This window comes from Kitasatospora sp. NPDC043949 (genome assembly GCF_056435365.1).
The window spans coordinates 29,484-45,043 of sequence record NZ_JBWKEQ010000061.1 but is presented as its reverse complement, the minus strand read 5'-3'; the positions used below and the strand labels follow the sequence as shown (position 1 = coordinate 45,043).

The window sequence follows — 15,560 nt, the reverse complement described above, 5'->3', positions numbered from 1 at the left end:
GCTGGAGGCGGCGCGGCAGCTGACGTATGCGGCGGCGGCGAAGTCGCAGCGTGGGGACGGGGATCTGACGTTCTTCGGGGCGGCGGCGAAGTGCTACGCGTCGGATGCGGCGATGGAGATCACGACGGACGCGGTGCAGTTGCTGGGTGGGTACGGGTACACGCGGGACTACCCGGTGGAGCGGATGATGCGGGACGCGAAGATCACCCAGATCTACGAGGGGACCAACCAGGTCCAGCGCATCGTCATGGCCCGCAACCTGCCGTAGCCGGACGACCGCCCCCGCTCCGGCCTCTGGCGCCTGCTCGTCGACGCCGACCGGCGAGACGAGCGGCGACCAGACGGTGGCGGAGCGGGAGTTGGAGCCGGCCGCGCGCCAGACCCGGCGGTGACGGGTAGGGTGCCGGACCATGGCCGAGCCGGACTTCCTCACCACGACCAGGGCGTTCTACGACGCCATCGCCGTCGACTACGCCGACCGCTTCCGCGACGAACTGGCCGGCGAACCGCTGTCCCGGGCGGTGCTCGCGGCCTTCGCCGAGCTGGTCCGCGCCGAGCGCGCCGACGGACTGGCAGCCGAACTGGGCTGTGGCCCCGGCCGGGTGACGCACCACCTGCACGGCCTGGGCCTCGACGTCCGCGGCATCGACCTGTCGCCGAGGATGGTCGAGCTGGCCCGCGCGACGTACCCCGGGCTGGACTTCACCGAGGGTTCGCTGTTCGACCTCCCGCTGCGGGACGGCGAGTTGACCGGCGCGGTCGCCTGGTACTCGATCATCCACACCCCGGCGGAGCGCCTGCCGGAGGTGTTCGCCGAGTTCGCGCGGGTGCTCGCCCCGGGCGGCCACCTGCTGCTCGCCTTCCAGGTCGGTGACGAGCCCCTGCGGATCGACCAGCCCTTCGGTCACCCGGTGGCGCTGGACTTCCGCCGCCAGCAGCCGGACCGGATCGCGGAGTTGGTCCGCGCGGCCGGCCTGCGGCTCACCTCCCGCACGCTCCGCGAGCCGGAGGAGGGCGTGCAGCCGACCCCGCAGGCCTACCTGCTGGCCCGCAAGCCCGCCTGAGCCGCGCGGGGCGGCGGTGACAGCGGCATGACAGTGGTGCCGGTGGGATGTGAGAGGTCTGGCAGCGGGCGCCCCGATCCTTGGTGACTGCACGTCAGTCCACCGAAACGGGAGGCCCTGCCCATGCCCCGACCCCGTCTCACCTCCGCCCTCAGAACCGGCGCCGCCGCGGCCACCGGGCTGCTGCTGGCCGGTCTCGCCCCGGCCGCCGCGGCGGCGGATGCCCTCGCGGCGCCGGTGCCCCGGCTGGACTGGCGGTCCTGCGTACCGGACTTCGACTGCGCCCGCGCCACGGTGCCGATGGACTACCGCGACCCGGCCGGGCGCACCGTCGAGCTGGCCGTCATCCGGCACCCCGCGACCGACCCGGCGCACCGGATCGGCTCGCTGTTCTTCAACCCCGGCGGCCCGGGCGTGCCCGGCACCCAGGCGCTGCCCGCCGTGTACGGGATGCTCCCGGAGCAGGTGCGGGAGCGGTTCGACCTGGTCAGCTTCGACCCGCGCGGCGTCGGCGACTCCACCGTGCCGCAGTGCTTCCCGGACGCGGCGGCCGAGCAGGGCCTGCTCGCCGGGCTGCCGGCCGGCTACCCGGTCGGCGCCGCCCAGGAGTCGGCCTGGGCGACGACGTACGCGCGCTTCGGCCGCCAGTGCGCCGACAACGAGCGGACCGGCCTGCTCGCCCACCTGTCCACCGCCGACACGGCCCGCGACCTGGACCTGCTGCGCGCCGCCGTCGGCGACCGCCGGCTGAGCTACCTCGGCACCTCGTACGGCAGCTACCTGGGCGCCACCTACGCCAACCTCTTCCCGACCCGGGTGCGCGCGATGGTGCTGGACAGCGCCCCCGACCCGGTCGCCTGGTCCACCGGGCGCTCGCCGCAGCAGCGCGCCCTGCCGCCGTTCCTGCGCACCGGCAGCGACCTCGCCGGCGTCCGCACCCTCGACGCCTTCCTCGACCAGTGCGCCGACGCCGGCCCCGCCGCTTGCGCCTTCGCGGCGGCGGACCGGGACGCCACCCGCGCCAAGTTCGCCGAACTGCTCGACCGGCTGGGCCGGACGCCGGTGACGCTCGGCACCCCGCCGGCGGCGGTCACCTTCGACCAGGCCTCCACCGCCTCCACCGTCCTGCCGATGCTCTACGCCGCCACCCCGGTGCCGAACGCCCCCGGCACCGGCTGGCCGGCGCTGGGCGGACTGCTCCAGCAGCTGTGGACCGCCGCCCCGGACGCCTCGGCGCCGCTGCCGACCGGCGGCCAGCCCAAGCAGGCGCAGACCCTCGGGGCGCTCTGCGCCGACACCGTCAACCCGCCCGTCTCCGGTGCCGACCCGGCCGCCGACACCACGTACCCGGCGCTGTCCGCCCTCGTCCGGGCCCGTGCGGGCGCCACCGGCCCGTACCTGGTCTGGCAGAACCAGCGCTGCGCCGCCTGGCCGGCCGAGGCCGCCCGGGACCGCTACACCGGCCCGTGGAACCGGCCGACCTCCGCGCCGATCCTGGTCGTGGCCCTCACCGGCGACCCGGCCTGGCCCTACGAAGGGTCCCGCGCGCTGGCCGACACCCTCGCCCGCGGCCGCCTGCTGACCGTCCACGGCTACGGCCACACGGCGCTGGGCAACCCGAGCGCCTGCGCCTGGGACCGCGAGCAGCGGTACCTGGTCAGCGGTGAACTCCCGCCGCCCGGCACGGTCTGCGAGCCGGACCACCAGGCGTTCTAGCCAGGACGCTCTGGCGGTGCAGCCGCCGGAGTCGTGCGCGTGCGCGGAGTCCGTGCACGCGCACGCACCTCGGTACGATGAACGTCATGAACCGTGCCGACCTCTCCCTGGGCCCGCTGTCCGAGCAGGACCACGCCTTCTACGGCCTGGTCTGGGCCGGCACCACCCTCGCCGCCCAGGTGGACCGCGAGCTCACCAGGGTGCACGGGCTGTCGCTGTCCTGGTTCGAGGTGATGCTCTGGCTCAACGGGCAGCAGGAGCCGGTCGCCGCCTCCGACTTGGGCGCGAAGACGATGCTCAGCCGCAGCCAGGTCTCCCGGGTGGTCGACGCCCTGGCCGCACGCGGCCTGGTGGCCCGCACGCCCTCCGCCTCCGACGCCCGGTCGGTGCGGATCGAACTGACCGGGCAGGGCCGCGCCGCCTTCGCCGAGGCCGACGCCACCCGGCGGGCCGTCCTCGCGCCGGTCTTCACCGACCGGCTCGACGAGGGCGACATCGCGGCCCTGGAGGCGGTCTGGCGCAAGCTGAAGGCCTGAGCCCTGAGCCCTGAGCCCTGAGCCTCCGCGGTCTCCGCGGTCTCGGGCCTCCGCCGTCTCGGCTACACCGCGTCGGCCTCCGCCGCCCCGGCCCGCGGCAGGCCGGAGGCGGTCGCGATCACCTCGTCCAGCACCTCGCGGGAGCGGAGCAGGTCGGTGATCATCCGGTCGATCCGGTCCCGTTCGGAGGCCAGCTCCTCGACCAGCAGCGGGGTGGCGATCTCGTTCGGGCCGCCGTCGGAGTCGCGCATGCAGGGGAGGATCTTGTAGATCGTGCGGCTGTGCAGCCCGGCCGCGAACAGCTCCTGGATCAGCACGACCCGGTCCACCGCCGGCTCCGGGTACTCCCGGTGCCCGCCGTCGGTCCGCCGGGCGACCAGCAGGCCCTGCTGCTCGTAGTAGCGCAGCGAGCGCTCGCTCACGCCCGTCCGCCTGGCCAGTTCACCGATCCGCATGCCGTCCACCCCGTCGCCGTGACCGAACGCCTGAACCCGACGGCGATGGTAGCTTCCGCGGTCCTCGCGCCGGCCGGATAACACGGGGACGCCACCCGGCGGCGGGCCGGGGGTGACGCGCGTCGGCCGACGGGTCGTGCCATGATCCCTGCATGGCTTCCAACGTTTTCTTCGACATCGAGATCGACGGCGTTCCGTCGGGCCGCATCGTCTTCAAGCTGTACGACGACGTCGTCCCCAAGACCGCCCGGAACTTCCGCGAGCTCGCGACCGGCCAGAACGGCTTCGGCTACGAGGGCTCCGGCTTCCACCGCGTGATCCCGCAGTTCATGCTGCAGGGCGGTGACTTCACCAACCACAACGGCACCGGTGGCAAGAGCATCTACGGCGAGAAGTTCGCCGACGAGAACTTCAAGATCAAGCACACCCGCCCGGGCCTGCTGTCGATGGCCAACGCCGGCCGCAACACCAACGGCTCGCAGTTCTTCATCACCACCATCGTCACCGACTGGCTGGACGGCAAGCACGTCGTCTTCGGCGAGGTCGTCGAGGGCATGGACGTCGTGACGGCGGTCGAGAAGCTCGGCTCGCAGAGCGGCCGCACCTCGGCGAAGGTCACCATCGCCAAGTCCGGCATCGTCGAGTAGTCACCGGTTCATCAGTTCGAAACCGCACACCGCCCCGGCCGGGGAAGTCCGATCAGCCGACTTCCCGCTCCGGGGCGGTGGCGTGTCCGGGGGCAGGGTAGCCCGGTGAGCAGGCGGGCGGGCCGGAACCGCGCAATCACTCCGTGTGCCGACCCGGTCGCTCTAGGCTCTCCGTGCGCGGTCGGAGCCGCGGCGAACTCGACACTCCGGCAAGGTGGTTCACCGATGGAACAGGACGCCGACGACGGCGCGGTGACGTACGAGCAGGTGACGGTGGTCTCGCTGGCCTCGTGCGAGCCGGTCAATCCGGCGCGGATCGCGGTGCGGGTCGCCTGCGAGGTCATGACGGTCAAGCGGGTGGCGGGCTACTGGGTGCGCTGGGACGAGCGCTGGGGGCCGGAGGAGATCCGCCACCACTCGCGCTGGGTGCCGGACGAGGAGTACGTGCGGCCGGGCACCGGCGGGGTGGACGGCGCGCTCACCGTGACGGTGGCCGCGTACTGGACGTACCGGGAGGGCGGCAGCCCGCGCCGGCCGGCCACGGAGACCGCGGTGGCCTTCCGGCCGGGCGAGGCCGAGCACGAACTGGTGCTGGAACGGCCCGACCCGCACCGCCCGGCGGCCCTGACCGTGCACCTGACCGGCGCCCGCTGGCTGGCGGGCGGCGAGGGGCGGCTGATCCACTACGGCTACGCGGGCGCCACCGAGGCCGCCGGCGGCGAGGGGGAGTGGCTGGTCCGCTTCCCCGAGTGCGGCACCGGCCTGCTCCCGCAGGCGGGTTAGGCGACCGCGGCCCGCGGCCCGGGCCGACATCCACCCATGGTGTCGGCGTGGCCACTTCACGTCACGACGGGCTACTTGATGTCCGGTACCGCGGTGTCGTTCTTGAAGGCGTCGAAGACCTGCTTGGACTTGGCGGCGTCCCACAGCACCGCCGACTCCCCGGTCTTGGTCCGGTAGTCCGGGTTGCCGATCGGGACGGTCAGGGTCTTGCCGCCGCCGCCGTTGACGTCCTTCATGGCGAGGAAGAGCGAGCCGAGGTCGGTGAGGCCGGCGTCGTCGTCGACGATGAGGGTGCCGAGGGCGGAGTCGACCAGCGGGTAGAAGGTGAACGGGTTCAGCACGGTGCCGGGGGAGGCCGCCTGGTGGGCGAGGGCGCCGAGGAACTTCTGCTGGTTGCGCATCCGGCCGAGGTCCTGGTCGGCCATCTGGTGGCGCTGGCGGACGAAGGCGAGGGCCTGCTTGCCGCTGAGGGTCTGGTCGCCGGCCTTGAGGTCGAGACCGGAGTCCTTGTCCTTGAGGTCCTGGTCGATGTGCATCTCGACGCCGCCGATGGAGTCGACGATGCCGACGAAGCCGGCGAAGCCGATCTCGGCGTAGTGGTCGATGCGGATGCCGGTGTTCAGCTCGACGGTCTGGACGAGGAGGCGGCCGCCGCCGTTGCCGAAGGCCGAGTTGATCTTCGAGGTGGTGCCCTTGAGGGTCTTGCCGCTGCTGCTCTTGTACTCGGGGATCGGCACCCAGGAGTCGCGCGGGATGCTCATCAGGGTGTTCCCGTTGTCCCCGACGTGCAGGATCATCATCGAGTCGCTGCGCTTGCCCTCGGTGTCGTGACCGGTGTGCAGGTCGTCCTGTTCCGAGTCGGTGAGGCCCTGGCGGCTGTCGGAGCCGACGATCAGCCAGTTGGTGCCCTTGCCGGCCGGCGGGCGGCCGGGGTAGTCGGCGAGCACGTTCTCGTGGTTGAGCTTGGAGTCGGCCCAGAACCAGGTCGAGACGGCGGTGACCATGACGGCGATCAGGAGGCCGAAGACCGACCACTTGACGATCCGGCGCCGCGGCCACCGCTTGGTCTGTATACCGCCCGGCTGGGCGCCGCCCGGCCCCCCGGGCCCACCCGGTCGTCCGGGACCACCGGGACCGCCAGGACCGCCGGGGCCCCCAGGCCCACCGGGGCGGACGGCGGGCTGCCCGCCCGGACCCTGCGGCGGGACGCCGCCGAGCCGGGACGGCTCCGGCTGTCGTGGCGCGGGCGCACCCGGCCCGCGCGGGTTCATCGACGACGGCAGCGGCGGTTCGGCCGCCGCGCCGCCCCCGCCGCGCCCGTACGCGCCGCCGTTGCCGCCGCCCCCATACGGGTTCCCGTCTCGGTACGGGTTCCCGCCGCCTCCCGGGCGGCCCTCCTGCCACGTGTTCATGTCGTCGAGGATGCCCGACCCCGCTCGTGCTGACTCCCCCCGGGGTACTCCACCAGGTCGCTTGTAGCAGTTTTGATGCACGGGTCGGATCGTTCCGCCGCAACTTCCGCGCCGCCGTACGACGGTGGGGACGGGCGGCGCGGGCGCCGGGTCGACGTGAGCCCGGTCACCACGCGTCACGTCACCCGCCGTTCAACTGGCGAAACGATTCTTGACCGGCTCGAACGCAGCGTGTTTGCATTTCGGGTATGGATCAGCGTTGGGCACTCACGCGTCGGCGGCACGTCGACCTGCGGCGTGGTGTGGCCTGTTCGCTCTGTCGCGGCTGAAGCGCGCCCACCGGATCACCTCGGCGTCACCCCACCCGCGCCGAGCACCTCACCTCGAACGCGTCGAGCACGTCGAGCACGTCGAGCACGTCGAAACACCTTCCAGGGCTCCGACCCGCAGCGGTCCTCCTGCGCCGCGTGGCGCCGCCCCCGCTTCCAGCCAAAGGTGAACCCCATGGCCACCGTCCTGTCCGTTTCCGGCTCCCCGTCCGCCACCTCCCGCACCACCCGCCTGCTGCGCCACGTCGACGCCGGGCTGGAGGCCCGCGGCCACCACGTCGTCCCGTTCGAGGCGCGCAGCCTGCCCGCGCACGCGCTGCTGTCGGGCGACTTCGACCACCCGGAGATCGTCGCCGTGACCGAGTTGTTCGCCCGGGCGGACGGCGTCGTGATCGGCACCCCCGTCTACAAGGCCGCCTACTCGGGCCTGTTGAAGGCCCTGCTGGACGTGCTCCCGCAGTACGCGTTGGCCGGCAAGGCCGTCCTGCCGCTGGCCACCGGCGGCTCGCCCGCGCACGTGCTGGCGGTGGACTACGCGCTGCGCCCGGTGCTCAGCTCGATGGGCGCCGGCCACATCACCCAGGGCTGGTTCGTGCTCGACCGCCACATCACCACCGGGGAGGACGGGACGACCCTGGTCGAGCGCGAGACCGACGCCCTGCTGGCCCCGGTCGTGGAGGGTTTCGCGCAGGCCCTGGAGCGGCTGGCCGTACCGGCGCTGACCGGCTGAGGGACCGGGGCCCGGGCCCCGTACGGGGCGTCCCCGAGACGGGGCGCGGCACCCCTTAGGGGGAGGGGGTGCCGCGCCCCGTAGATCCTTGGTTGGACGGCTTCATTCCGGCGGATGACGAGCGCGCCCGCCGTTGCTCCTAACGTTGTGGACGTCCCCGCTCGTGCCGACGAGGGGCGAGGTTCTCCCGGGAGCCGGCGCCCGCCGGGCCCGGTGGGTGGGGTCAACTCCCGGTCGACGACCCTTCCCGCGCCATGCCCGCGTCCTGCGGCATGCCCGCGCACGGAGGGCCGGCCGGGGTCGACGGTCGGGCCCACTTCTTAGGAGACTCCAGTGACGACGGCAGCCACAGCCGTGTACGACCCCCAGCTTCCCGGCGGCGCACCCGCCGTCGCCGCCGCGGCCCGTCAGGTCAGCAAGGCGTACGGCGCGGGCGAGACCAGGGTCACCGCGCTCGACGCGGTGGACGTCGACATCCAGCGTGGCCGCTTCACCGCGATCATGGGCCCGTCGGGCTCCGGGAAGTCGACCCTGATGCACTGCCTGGCCGGCCTGGACACGGTCAGCGACGGGCGGATCTGGATCGGCGACACCGAGATCACCGGCCTCAAGGACAAGCAGCTGACCAGGCTGCGCCGGGACAAGATCGGCTTCATCTTCCAGGCGTTCAACCTGCTCCCGACGCTGTCCGCGCTGGAGAACATCACGCTGCCGATGGACATCGCCGGCCGTCGGCCGGACCAGGCCTGGCTGGACCAGGTGGTGGAGACCGTCGGCCTGGCCGGCCGGCTCAAGCACCGCCCGGCGCAGCTCTCCGGCGGCCAGCAGCAGCGCGTCGCGGTGGCCCGGGCGCTGGCCGCCCGGCCCGAGATCATCTTCGGCGACGAGCCCACCGGCAACCTGGACTCCCGGGCCGGCGCCGAGGTGCTCACCTTCCTGCGCCGCTCGGTCGACGAACTGGGCCAGACCATCGTGATGGTGACCCACGACCCGGTCGCCGCGGGCTACGCGGACCGCGTGCTCTTCCTCGCCGACGGCGTGATCGTCGACGAGATGCACGCGCCCACCGCCGACTCCGTCCTCGAACGCATGCGCCGTTTCGACGGCAAGCGGACCAGCTGAGCGGGCGGGACGGGACAGATGCTGCTCAAGACCGCTCTGCGGAGCTTCTTCGCCCACAAGGGCCGCATGGCGCTCTCCCTGATCGCCGTGATGCTGTCGGTCGCGTTCGTCTCCGGCACCCTGGTCTTCTCCGACACCGCGACCAGTACCTTCGACAAGCTGTTCGCCGCGACCGCCTCCGACGTCTCCGTCCAGCCGCCCAAGCCGGCCGAGGACGACGACCAGCAGGCCTCCGACAAGCCGCGGACCGTCCCGGTGGCGGCCGCGCAGCAGGTCGCCGCGGTGCCGGGGGTGAAGTCGGCGGTCGGCCAGGTCATGGTCGAGAACGCGACCCTGGTCGACCCGGCCACCAACAAGCTGGTCGGCCCGACGTCCGGCGCGCCGACCCTGGTCGGCAACTGGACCGAGACCCCGCGCAGCGCGGTGCACCTCACCCAGGGTCACGCTCCCCAGAACGCGGGCGAGTCGGTGCTGGACGCGGACACCGCGAAGAAGGCCGGGCTCGGCCTCGGCGCCAAGCTCCGGGTCGACAACGCCGACGGCCGGCACGAGTTCACGATCTCCGGCATCGCCTCCTTCACCACCACCAACCCCGGTGCGGCGCTGGCCTTCCTGGACACCCCGACCGCCCAGCAGGTGCTGCTCGGCGAGCAGGCGTACACCTCGGTCGAGGCGTTCGGCGACGGCAGCCGCGGCAACGACCGGCTCAAGGCCGACGCCCTGGCCAAGCTGGGCGCCGGCTACCAGGTGAAGACCGCGGCCGAGCAGAAGGACGAGAACACCAAGAGCATCGGCAGCGGCCTCGGCTTCATGAAGAACGCGATGCTCGGCTTCTCGCTCATCTCGGCGTTCGTCGGCTGCTTCCTGATCATCAACACCTTCTCGATGCTGGTCGCCCAGCGCACCCGGGAGATCGGCCTGCTGCGCGCCATCGGCGGCAGCCGCCGGCAGGTGAACCGCTCGGTCCTGGTCGAGGCGCTGATCCTCGGCGTGCTCGGCTCGACCCTCGGGGTCGCGGCCGGTCTGGGCATCGCGGTCGGCCTGATCAAGCTGATGAACGCGATCGGCATGAAGCTCGACGCGGGCGACCTGAAGATCGGTCCGACGGTGTTCCTCGCCGGGTACGCCCTGGGCATCGTGGTGACCCTGGTGGCGGCCTGGGTCCCGGCCCGCCGGGCGAGCCGGATCGCGCCGATGGCCGCGCTGCGCGACCACGGCACGCCGGCCGAGGGCCGCGCCAACCTGGTCCGCACGGTGGTCGGCCTGGTCCTGACGGCGGGCGGCGGCGGTCTGCTGGTGCTGGCCGCGCAGGCGGAGAAGGCGGCCACCGGCGGCCAGTACCTGGGTCTCGGCGTGCTGCTCACCCTGGTCGGCTTCGTGGTGCTCGGCCCGCTGCTGGCCACCGCCGTGGTGCGGGTGCTGGGCGCGCTGCTGCCGGCGCTGTTCGGTCCGTCCGGCCGGCTCGCCCAGCGCAACGCGATGCGCAACCCGCGTCGTACCGGGGCCACCGCAGCCGCGCTGATGATCGGACTGGCGCTGGTGATCGGCTCCTCGGTGTTCAGCGCCTCGACGGTCACCTCGGCCAACGCGCAGATCGACCGGTCGGTGGGCGCGGACTACATCGTCCAGGGCGGCCGCACCTCGATCACCCCCGAGATGCTGGACGCCGTCCGCCGGACCCCGGGCATCGACCACGTCACCACCCAGAAGTTCTTCAGCCCCAAGCTCCAGCTGCCGGACGGCCGGAGCGTGAAGACCAACCTCACCGCCGCGCCGCCCGCCTTCTTCGGCACCGACTTCCACCTCCCGGTCACCGCCGGTTCGGTGGACGCGATCGGGCGGGGCGAGCTGGGGATCGGCGAGGCCTTCGCGAAGGACCACGGCCTGAAGGTCGGCGACCAGGTGACCGTCGCCTACGGCAAGGGCCGCACCCAGGTGCTGCCGGTGGGCGCCGTGTTCGCGAAGGGCTCGCTGTTCGGCGACGGCTCCTTCGTCGACTTCGACACCATGGCCAAGGCCGTGCCCGCCGCCGAGCAGCCGCCGGTCTGGACGTTCTTCGCCAAGGCCTCCTCCGGAGCCGACGTCGCGAAGACGCTGACCGCCCTGGAGGGCGCGCTCAAGGAGTACCCGCAGCTGACCATCAAGGACCAGGCCGGCTACAAGGAGGTCGTGCAGTCCCAGGTCAACACCCTGCTCTACCTGATCTACGGCCTGGTCGGCCTCTCCATCACGGTCGCCGTGCTCGGGGTGGTCAACACCCTGGCGCTGTCGGTGGTCGAGCGGACCAGGGAGATCGGCCTGCTGCGGGCGATCGGGCTCTCCCGCCGCCAGCTGCGCCGGATGATCCGGCTGGAGGCCGTGGTGATCTCGGTGTTCGGCGCGGTCCTGGGCACCGGGCTCGGGCTGGCCTGGGGCGTCACCGCCCAGCGGGTGCTGCGTGACCAGGGTCTGGCCACGCTCTCCGTCCCGACCACCACGCTCGCGGTGACGCTGGTCGCCTCGGTGGTGATCGGACTGGTCGCCGCCCTCGTCCCGGCCTTCCGGGCCGGGCGGATGAACGTCCTCGCGGCCATCGCGACGGACTGACCGGGGCCGTCGCGACGGACCGACCGCGGCCATCGCGACGGACCGACCGGGCGGCGCGGGCCGCAGGACCCGGCGGTGGGGGGCCGCCGAGGGGGGAACGGGGGCAGGGGCCGGGTGCGGGCAGCACCCGGCCCCTGCGGCACGGGCCGCCCCCGGCCGACTGAGATGATCGTCCGATGTTCGCCCCGGATACCCCGGACGCCCCGCCGCTGCCCAGCGCCGCGCCCCTCACCGCCGCCGCTGCCACCCGCTGGCGCGCCGCCCGCACCGCCTGGCGCCTGGACAGCCGCTGGTCGGCGCTGCTGCCGGCCGCCTTCGTCATCCTGGCCACCGCGGTGGAGCCGACCCCCGGTGACTGCAACGTCCAGGGCGTCTGCCGGGACACCTGGGGCTCCTCGCTGGCCGCCTGGTCGGTGCTCGCCGAAGTGGTCCTGCTGGCCGGCCGGTTCTGCGGCCGGGCGCTGGTCCCGCCGGCCGTCCTCGCGGTGCTCTGGTACGCCCCGCACGGCCTGGTCACCCCGCTCGGCCGCTGGACGGCCGTCCTGGTCCACCTGCTGCTCTCCGCCGCGCTGATCGGCGCCGAGCTCGGCCGCCGCCGCGCCCGCCAGCAGCTCGACGAACTGATGGCCCCGCCCGTCCCCTTCCCCTGGACCGCCGCCGGAGCGCCCTCACCCGTCCACCCCGACGGCCCGCCGGTGCTGCGCCGCGCGCTCGGCGGCCTGCTGCTCGCCGCCGCCCTGGCGTTCCCGCTGTACGGGCTGTGGGGACAGGCCCGGCAGCAGGCGAGCGCCGAACGGGCCGACCAGGTCACCGGCACCGCGGGCGACACCGACCAGGACGGCGTCCTGACCGTCCGCTTCCACCCGCCCGGCGGCGGCCCGGAACGCACCGCCCGGCTGGACGTCTGGTGGGCCCGGCCGCCGCAGCCCGGCGAGGCCGTCCCGCTGCTGGTGGACGGCGCAGCCGTCCGCGCCGCCGGCGACGACTACGACCTCACCGGCGCGCTGACCGCCGGCGGCCTGCTCGCCCTGCCCGGATTGCTGCTGCTCGGCTCGGCCGCCACCGCGAACGCCCGCCGCTCCCGGCCCTCCTTCGCGGGCTCCGCGCCCGCCCTCGCCGTCCGGGTCCGCGCCGACGCCCGGGGCGACCTGCTGGTGCAGCCGCTGGACGGCCCGCCGGACGGCCCCGCGCTCTGGCGGCTGGTCGAGCGCGACCGCTACCGCTGGGCCCGCTACGGCGCCCCGGGCGGCGAGGGCCCGGCCTGGGTGCCCGAACACCTGGAGACCGAGGACGACGACGCAGACCACCTCGATCTCGAGGTCTCCTACGACGAGGAAGAGGAGGAGCTCGGGGACGTCTTCGACCGGCTGACCCCGGAGCAGGCCGCCGCCTGGCTCGCCCGCGCCGGCCGGAGCGTGCCGGCCGTGCTGTACCGGGGGCCCGACGGGCCGGAGCAGCAGCTCCTGGTCCGCCCCGGACTGCTGGACCACGACCCGCGCTGGGTGGCGGCCGTGGTCGCCCCCGCCGCCCGGGCCCCACGGCCGGGCCGGCGCACCGAGGGCTACCGGGAGCGGGAACTGGCCGTCGCCGCCCTGACAGCGGGGACGGTGGCCGCCGCCCCCGCGGCCGGGCCGGACGCCGAACCGGTGCCCGCCCGGCGCTGGGAGATGCCGCTGCCGCTGCGGGCGGTGGCCGGTCCGGTGCCCGCACTGCTGCTCGCGGGCCTCGTCGTGCTGCTCGGCAGGAGCGGCTGGTGGGGCGGGCTGGTGCACCCGCTCCTGACCGGCACGGTGGCGATCCTCGCCTGCGGCCGCACCCTCTCCTGGCAGATGGTCGTCGACCGGGACGGCCTGCGGATGGCCACCGCGCTGCGCACCCGGACCTTCCGGTGGCAGGAGATCAACGCGGCCGCGGTCCACCGCAACCTGCTCACCGTCCAGCTGCGCTCGGGCGAGGAGGTCACCGTCGGCAGCCGCCCGGCCGCCTGGCTGGCCGGACACTTCGGGGACCGCTACGACCCGGTGGAGCTGGCCCGGGCCGTCGCGACCGCCGCCCACCGGCCGGACCTGCGCCCGCACCGGTCGCTGCCGGACCGGCTGGGCGGCCCGCAGCACCTGCTGAACCGGTTGTCGCTGGCCGGCTACGCGCTCTTCACCATCGTTCACCACCTGCTCTGAACCTGCGCCGAACCTGCACCGAACCCGCGCGGCCGCCGCCGAACCCCGCCGGGGGCGCCCTCCCGGGCTCCGTCCCGTCCTCCGGAAACCGCCCGTTCCGACCCGGCTGCGGGCCCGTACGGGGAGCGGAGTACGGTGGGCGTGATCAAGGAGCCCAACCGGGCGTCGCGGGCTGCGTGCAGCGGCCCGGACCGGGACAAGACGGAGACGTGTCCGCACCGGTACGGTTGGCCCCGATGAACACCAAGGCTGCTGAGGAGCTGCCGGCTGTCTCCGTGATCATGCCGGTGCTCAACGAGGAACGACACCTGCGGACGGCGGTCCGGCGCATCCTGGACCAGGAGTACCCCGGGCCGATGGAGGTGGTGATCGCCCTCGGTCCGTCCACCGACCGGACCGCGGAGATCGCGGCCGAACTGGTGGCGGAGGACCCGCGGGTACGGACCGTGCCGAATCCCACCGGTCGCACCCCCGCGGGGCTGAACGCCGCGATCCGTGGCTCGCGCCATCCGATAGTGGTGCGCGTGGACGGCCACGGCCTGCTCACCCCCGGCTACATCACCACCGCGGTCCGGCTGCTCGACGAGATGGACGCCGCCAACGTCGGCGGCATCATGCACGCCGAGGGCGAGACCGAGTGGGAGAACGCGGTCGCCGCCGCGATGACCTCCAAGATCGGTGTCGGCAACGCCGCCTTCCACACCGGCGGCCTGGCCGGCCCGGCGGACACCGTCTACCTCGGGGTGTTCCGGCGCGAGGTGCTGGAGAAGCTCGGCGGCTACAACGAGGAGTTCATCCGCGCCCAGGACTGGGAGCTCAACTACCGGATCCGCCAGGACGGCGGGCTGGTCTGGTTCACCCCGCAGCTCAAGGTGACCTACCGGCCCCGGCCGTCGGTGAAGGCGCTGGCCAAGCAGTACAAGGACTACGGCCGTTGGCGCCGGGTGGTCACCCGCTACCACCGCGGCTCGGTCAACCTCCGCTACCTGGCCCCGCCGACCGCCCTGCTGGCCGTCACCCTCGGGCTGGTGCTGGGCGTCGCCGTCCACCCGGCCCTCCTCGCGGTGCCCGGCGCCTACCTGCTGGGCATCCTCGGCGGCGGGCTGGTCGGCGGCCGCGGCCTGTCCTTCAAGGCCAGGGCGATGCTGCCGGTGGCGCTCGCCACCATGCACCTCAGCTGGGGCTTCGGCTTCCTCACCTCGCCCCGCTCACTGGCCCGCCGGGTGATAGGCAGCGTCGGACCGGCCGCCAAGGACGTGCTCTCCAGGGCGAGCTGACGCCGACCCGGCAGGGTTTGTCCGACAATTTCCGCCGGGCGCGCGAATTGTCGGACGAACCCTGAGAGTCGAGCCCGCACCGCTATCGTCGGTGCGCATGGCGACAGTTGAGGGCGGGCCCGGCGCGGCCCGGATCGAGCCGAGCGCGGACGTCGACGAACGGGCCGTCATCGGCGCGGGGACGACGGTCTGGCACCTCGCCCAGGTCCGCGAGGACGCGGTGATCGGCGCCGAGTGCGTGATCGGCCGCGGCGCCTACGTCGGCCCGGGCGTCCGGATCGGGGACCGGGTCAAACTGCAGAACCACGCGCTGGTGTACGAGCCCGCGCTGGTCGAGGACGGGGTGTTCATCGGCCCCGCGGCCGTCCTCACCAACGACCGCCACCCCCGCGCGGTGACCCCGGACGGTCGGCCCAAGCGTCAACAGGACTGGCGCGCCGAAGGGGTGACGCTCCGTCAGGGCTGTTCGATCGGCGGCCGGGCGGTCCTGGTCGCCGGGGTGACGGTCGGCCGCTGGGCGCTGGTCGCGGCCGGCGCGGTGGTCCACCGGGACGTCCCGGACTTCGCCCTGGCCGCCGGCGTCCCGGCCCGCCGGATCGGCTGGGTCGGCCGCGCCGGCGAGCCGCTGGAGCCCGCCGGCGACGGCCGCTGGCACTGCCCCCGCACCGGCGAGCACTACCGGGAGACGGACGGAACCCTCGCGCCGGCGTAGGGCCTGACCACTCG

The 15,560-nt window shown here is 73.8% G+C and carries 14 protein-coding genes; 12 read left to right on the top strand and 2 right to left on the bottom strand.

Translation table 11 applies throughout. The features are described 5' to 3' along the window. The 4 genes from AC07AL_RS33505 to AC07AL_RS33490 all read left to right on the top strand — a co-directional run. Positions 1-268: acyl-CoA dehydrogenase family protein (locus AC07AL_RS33505; RefSeq protein WP_363618064.1), on the top strand; the 268-nt coding region annotated here is incomplete at its 5' end. A 142-nt stretch (positions 269-410) separates the two neighbouring features. After that, entirely contained in the window at positions 411-1,064 is a 654-nt protein-coding gene (locus AC07AL_RS33500; RefSeq protein ID WP_478319241.1) for a class I SAM-dependent DNA methyltransferase, read from the top strand. Positions 1,065-1,187: 123 nt separating this feature from the next. Continuing rightward, complete coding sequence (locus tag AC07AL_RS33495) at positions 1,188-2,780, top strand: alpha/beta hydrolase (RefSeq protein WP_478319240.1); 1,593 nt, start codon at positions 1,188-1,190, stop codon at positions 2,778-2,780. A gap of 86 nt (positions 2,781-2,866) precedes the next feature. Continuing rightward, positions 2,867-3,316, top strand: coding sequence for a MarR family winged helix-turn-helix transcriptional regulator (locus tag AC07AL_RS33490; RefSeq protein WP_363625811.1), 450 nt, complete (start codon positions 2,867-2,869; stop codon positions 3,314-3,316). Between the two features lie 62 nt (positions 3,317-3,378). Here the strand turns inward: AC07AL_RS33490 and AC07AL_RS33485 are convergent, their stop codons facing one another. Further along, positions 3,379-3,771 (bottom strand): MerR family transcriptional regulator, encoded by a 393-nt coding sequence (locus AC07AL_RS33485; protein WP_478319239.1) that lies wholly within the window; start codon positions 3,769-3,771, stop codon positions 3,379-3,381. Positions 3,772-3,923: 152 nt separating this feature from the next. On the opposite strand from AC07AL_RS33485, the gene AC07AL_RS33480 reads away from it, so the two are divergent. Next, a complete protein-coding gene (locus tag AC07AL_RS33480; protein WP_363587628.1) occupies positions 3,924-4,418 on the top strand; it encodes a peptidylprolyl isomerase in 495 nt (164 codons plus the stop codon). Positions 4,419-4,643: 225 nt separating this feature from the next. Continuing rightward, positions 4,644-5,201, top strand: coding sequence for a hypothetical protein (locus AC07AL_RS33475; protein ID WP_363587626.1), 558 nt, complete (start codon positions 4,644-4,646; stop codon positions 5,199-5,201). Between the two features lie 71 nt (positions 5,202-5,272). On the opposite strand, the gene AC07AL_RS33470 is transcribed toward AC07AL_RS33475, so the two are convergent. Beyond that, complete coding sequence (locus tag AC07AL_RS33470; RefSeq protein ID WP_363587624.1) at positions 5,273-6,205, bottom strand: LCP family protein; 933 nt, start codon at positions 6,203-6,205, stop codon at positions 5,273-5,275. A 912-nt stretch (positions 6,206-7,117) separates the two neighbouring features. Between AC07AL_RS33470 and ssuE the strand changes: the two genes are divergently transcribed. From ssuE to AC07AL_RS33440, 6 genes are all read left to right on the top strand, one after another. After that, the gene (ssuE, locus tag AC07AL_RS33465) at positions 7,118-7,672 is read left to right on the top strand and encodes an NADPH-dependent FMN reductase (protein WP_363587622.1); all 555 of its coding nucleotides are present in this window, start codon (positions 7,118-7,120) and stop codon (positions 7,670-7,672) included. Positions 7,673-8,005: 333 nt separating this feature from the next. After that, positions 8,006-8,794 carry an ABC transporter ATP-binding protein gene (locus AC07AL_RS33460; protein WP_363587620.1) on the top strand — a complete coding sequence of 263 codons (789 nt, stop codon included), beginning with the start codon at positions 8,006-8,008 and terminating at the stop codon, positions 8,792-8,794. Positions 8,795-8,812: 18 nt separating this feature from the next. Next, positions 8,813-11,380, top strand: coding sequence for an ABC transporter permease (locus tag AC07AL_RS33455; protein ID WP_363587618.1), 2,568 nt, complete (start codon positions 8,813-8,815; stop codon positions 11,378-11,380). Positions 11,381-11,556: 176 nt separating this feature from the next. Beyond that, positions 11,557-13,557, top strand: a complete 2,001-nt coding sequence (locus tag AC07AL_RS33450; RefSeq protein WP_478319238.1) for a hypothetical protein — start codon at positions 11,557-11,559, stop codon at positions 13,555-13,557. Between the two features lie 236 nt (positions 13,558-13,793). Next, positions 13,794-14,834, top strand: a complete 1,041-nt coding sequence (locus AC07AL_RS33445; RefSeq protein ID WP_063349120.1) for a glycosyltransferase family 2 protein — start codon at positions 13,794-13,796, stop codon at positions 14,832-14,834. A 97-nt stretch (positions 14,835-14,931) separates the two neighbouring features. Continuing rightward, complete coding sequence (locus AC07AL_RS33440; protein WP_363587614.1) at positions 14,932-15,546, top strand: acyltransferase; 615 nt, start codon at positions 14,932-14,934, stop codon at positions 15,544-15,546. Positions 15,547-15,560 lie beyond the last annotated feature (14 nt).

Bases quoted from the DNA above. Each gene is read 5' to 3' on its own strand.
- AC07AL_RS33500 (WP_478319241.1), top strand. From the start codon at position 411: ATGGCCGAGCCGGACTTCCTCACCACGACCAGGGCGTTCTACGACGCC.
- AC07AL_RS33495 (WP_478319240.1), top strand. From the start codon at position 1,188: ATGCCCCGACCCCGTCTCACCTCCGCCCTCAGAACCGGCGCCGCCGCG.
- AC07AL_RS33490 (WP_363625811.1), top strand. From the start codon at position 2,867: ATGAACCGTGCCGACCTCTCCCTGGGCCCGCTGTCCGAGCAGGACCAC.
- AC07AL_RS33485 (WP_478319239.1), bottom strand. From the start codon at position 3,771: ATGCGGATCGGTGAACTGGCCAGGCGGACGGGCGTGAGCGAGCGCTCG.
- AC07AL_RS33480 (WP_363587628.1), top strand. From the start codon at position 3,924: ATGGCTTCCAACGTTTTCTTCGACATCGAGATCGACGGCGTTCCGTCG.
- AC07AL_RS33475 (WP_363587626.1), top strand. From the start codon at position 4,644: ATGGAACAGGACGCCGACGACGGCGCGGTGACGTACGAGCAGGTGACG.
- AC07AL_RS33470 (WP_363587624.1), bottom strand. From the start codon at position 6,205: ATGGTCACCGCCGTCTCGACCTGGTTCTGGGCCGACTCCAAGCTCAAC.
- ssuE (WP_363587622.1), top strand. From the start codon at position 7,118: ATGGCCACCGTCCTGTCCGTTTCCGGCTCCCCGTCCGCCACCTCCCGC.
- AC07AL_RS33455 (WP_363587618.1), top strand. From the start codon at position 8,813: ATGCTGCTCAAGACCGCTCTGCGGAGCTTCTTCGCCCACAAGGGCCGC.
- AC07AL_RS33450 (WP_478319238.1), top strand. From the start codon at position 11,557: ATGTTCGCCCCGGATACCCCGGACGCCCCGCCGCTGCCCAGCGCCGCG.
- AC07AL_RS33445 (WP_063349120.1), top strand. From the start codon at position 13,794: ATGAACACCAAGGCTGCTGAGGAGCTGCCGGCTGTCTCCGTGATCATG.
- AC07AL_RS33440 (WP_363587614.1), top strand. From the start codon at position 14,932: ATGGCGACAGTTGAGGGCGGGCCCGGCGCGGCCCGGATCGAGCCGAGC.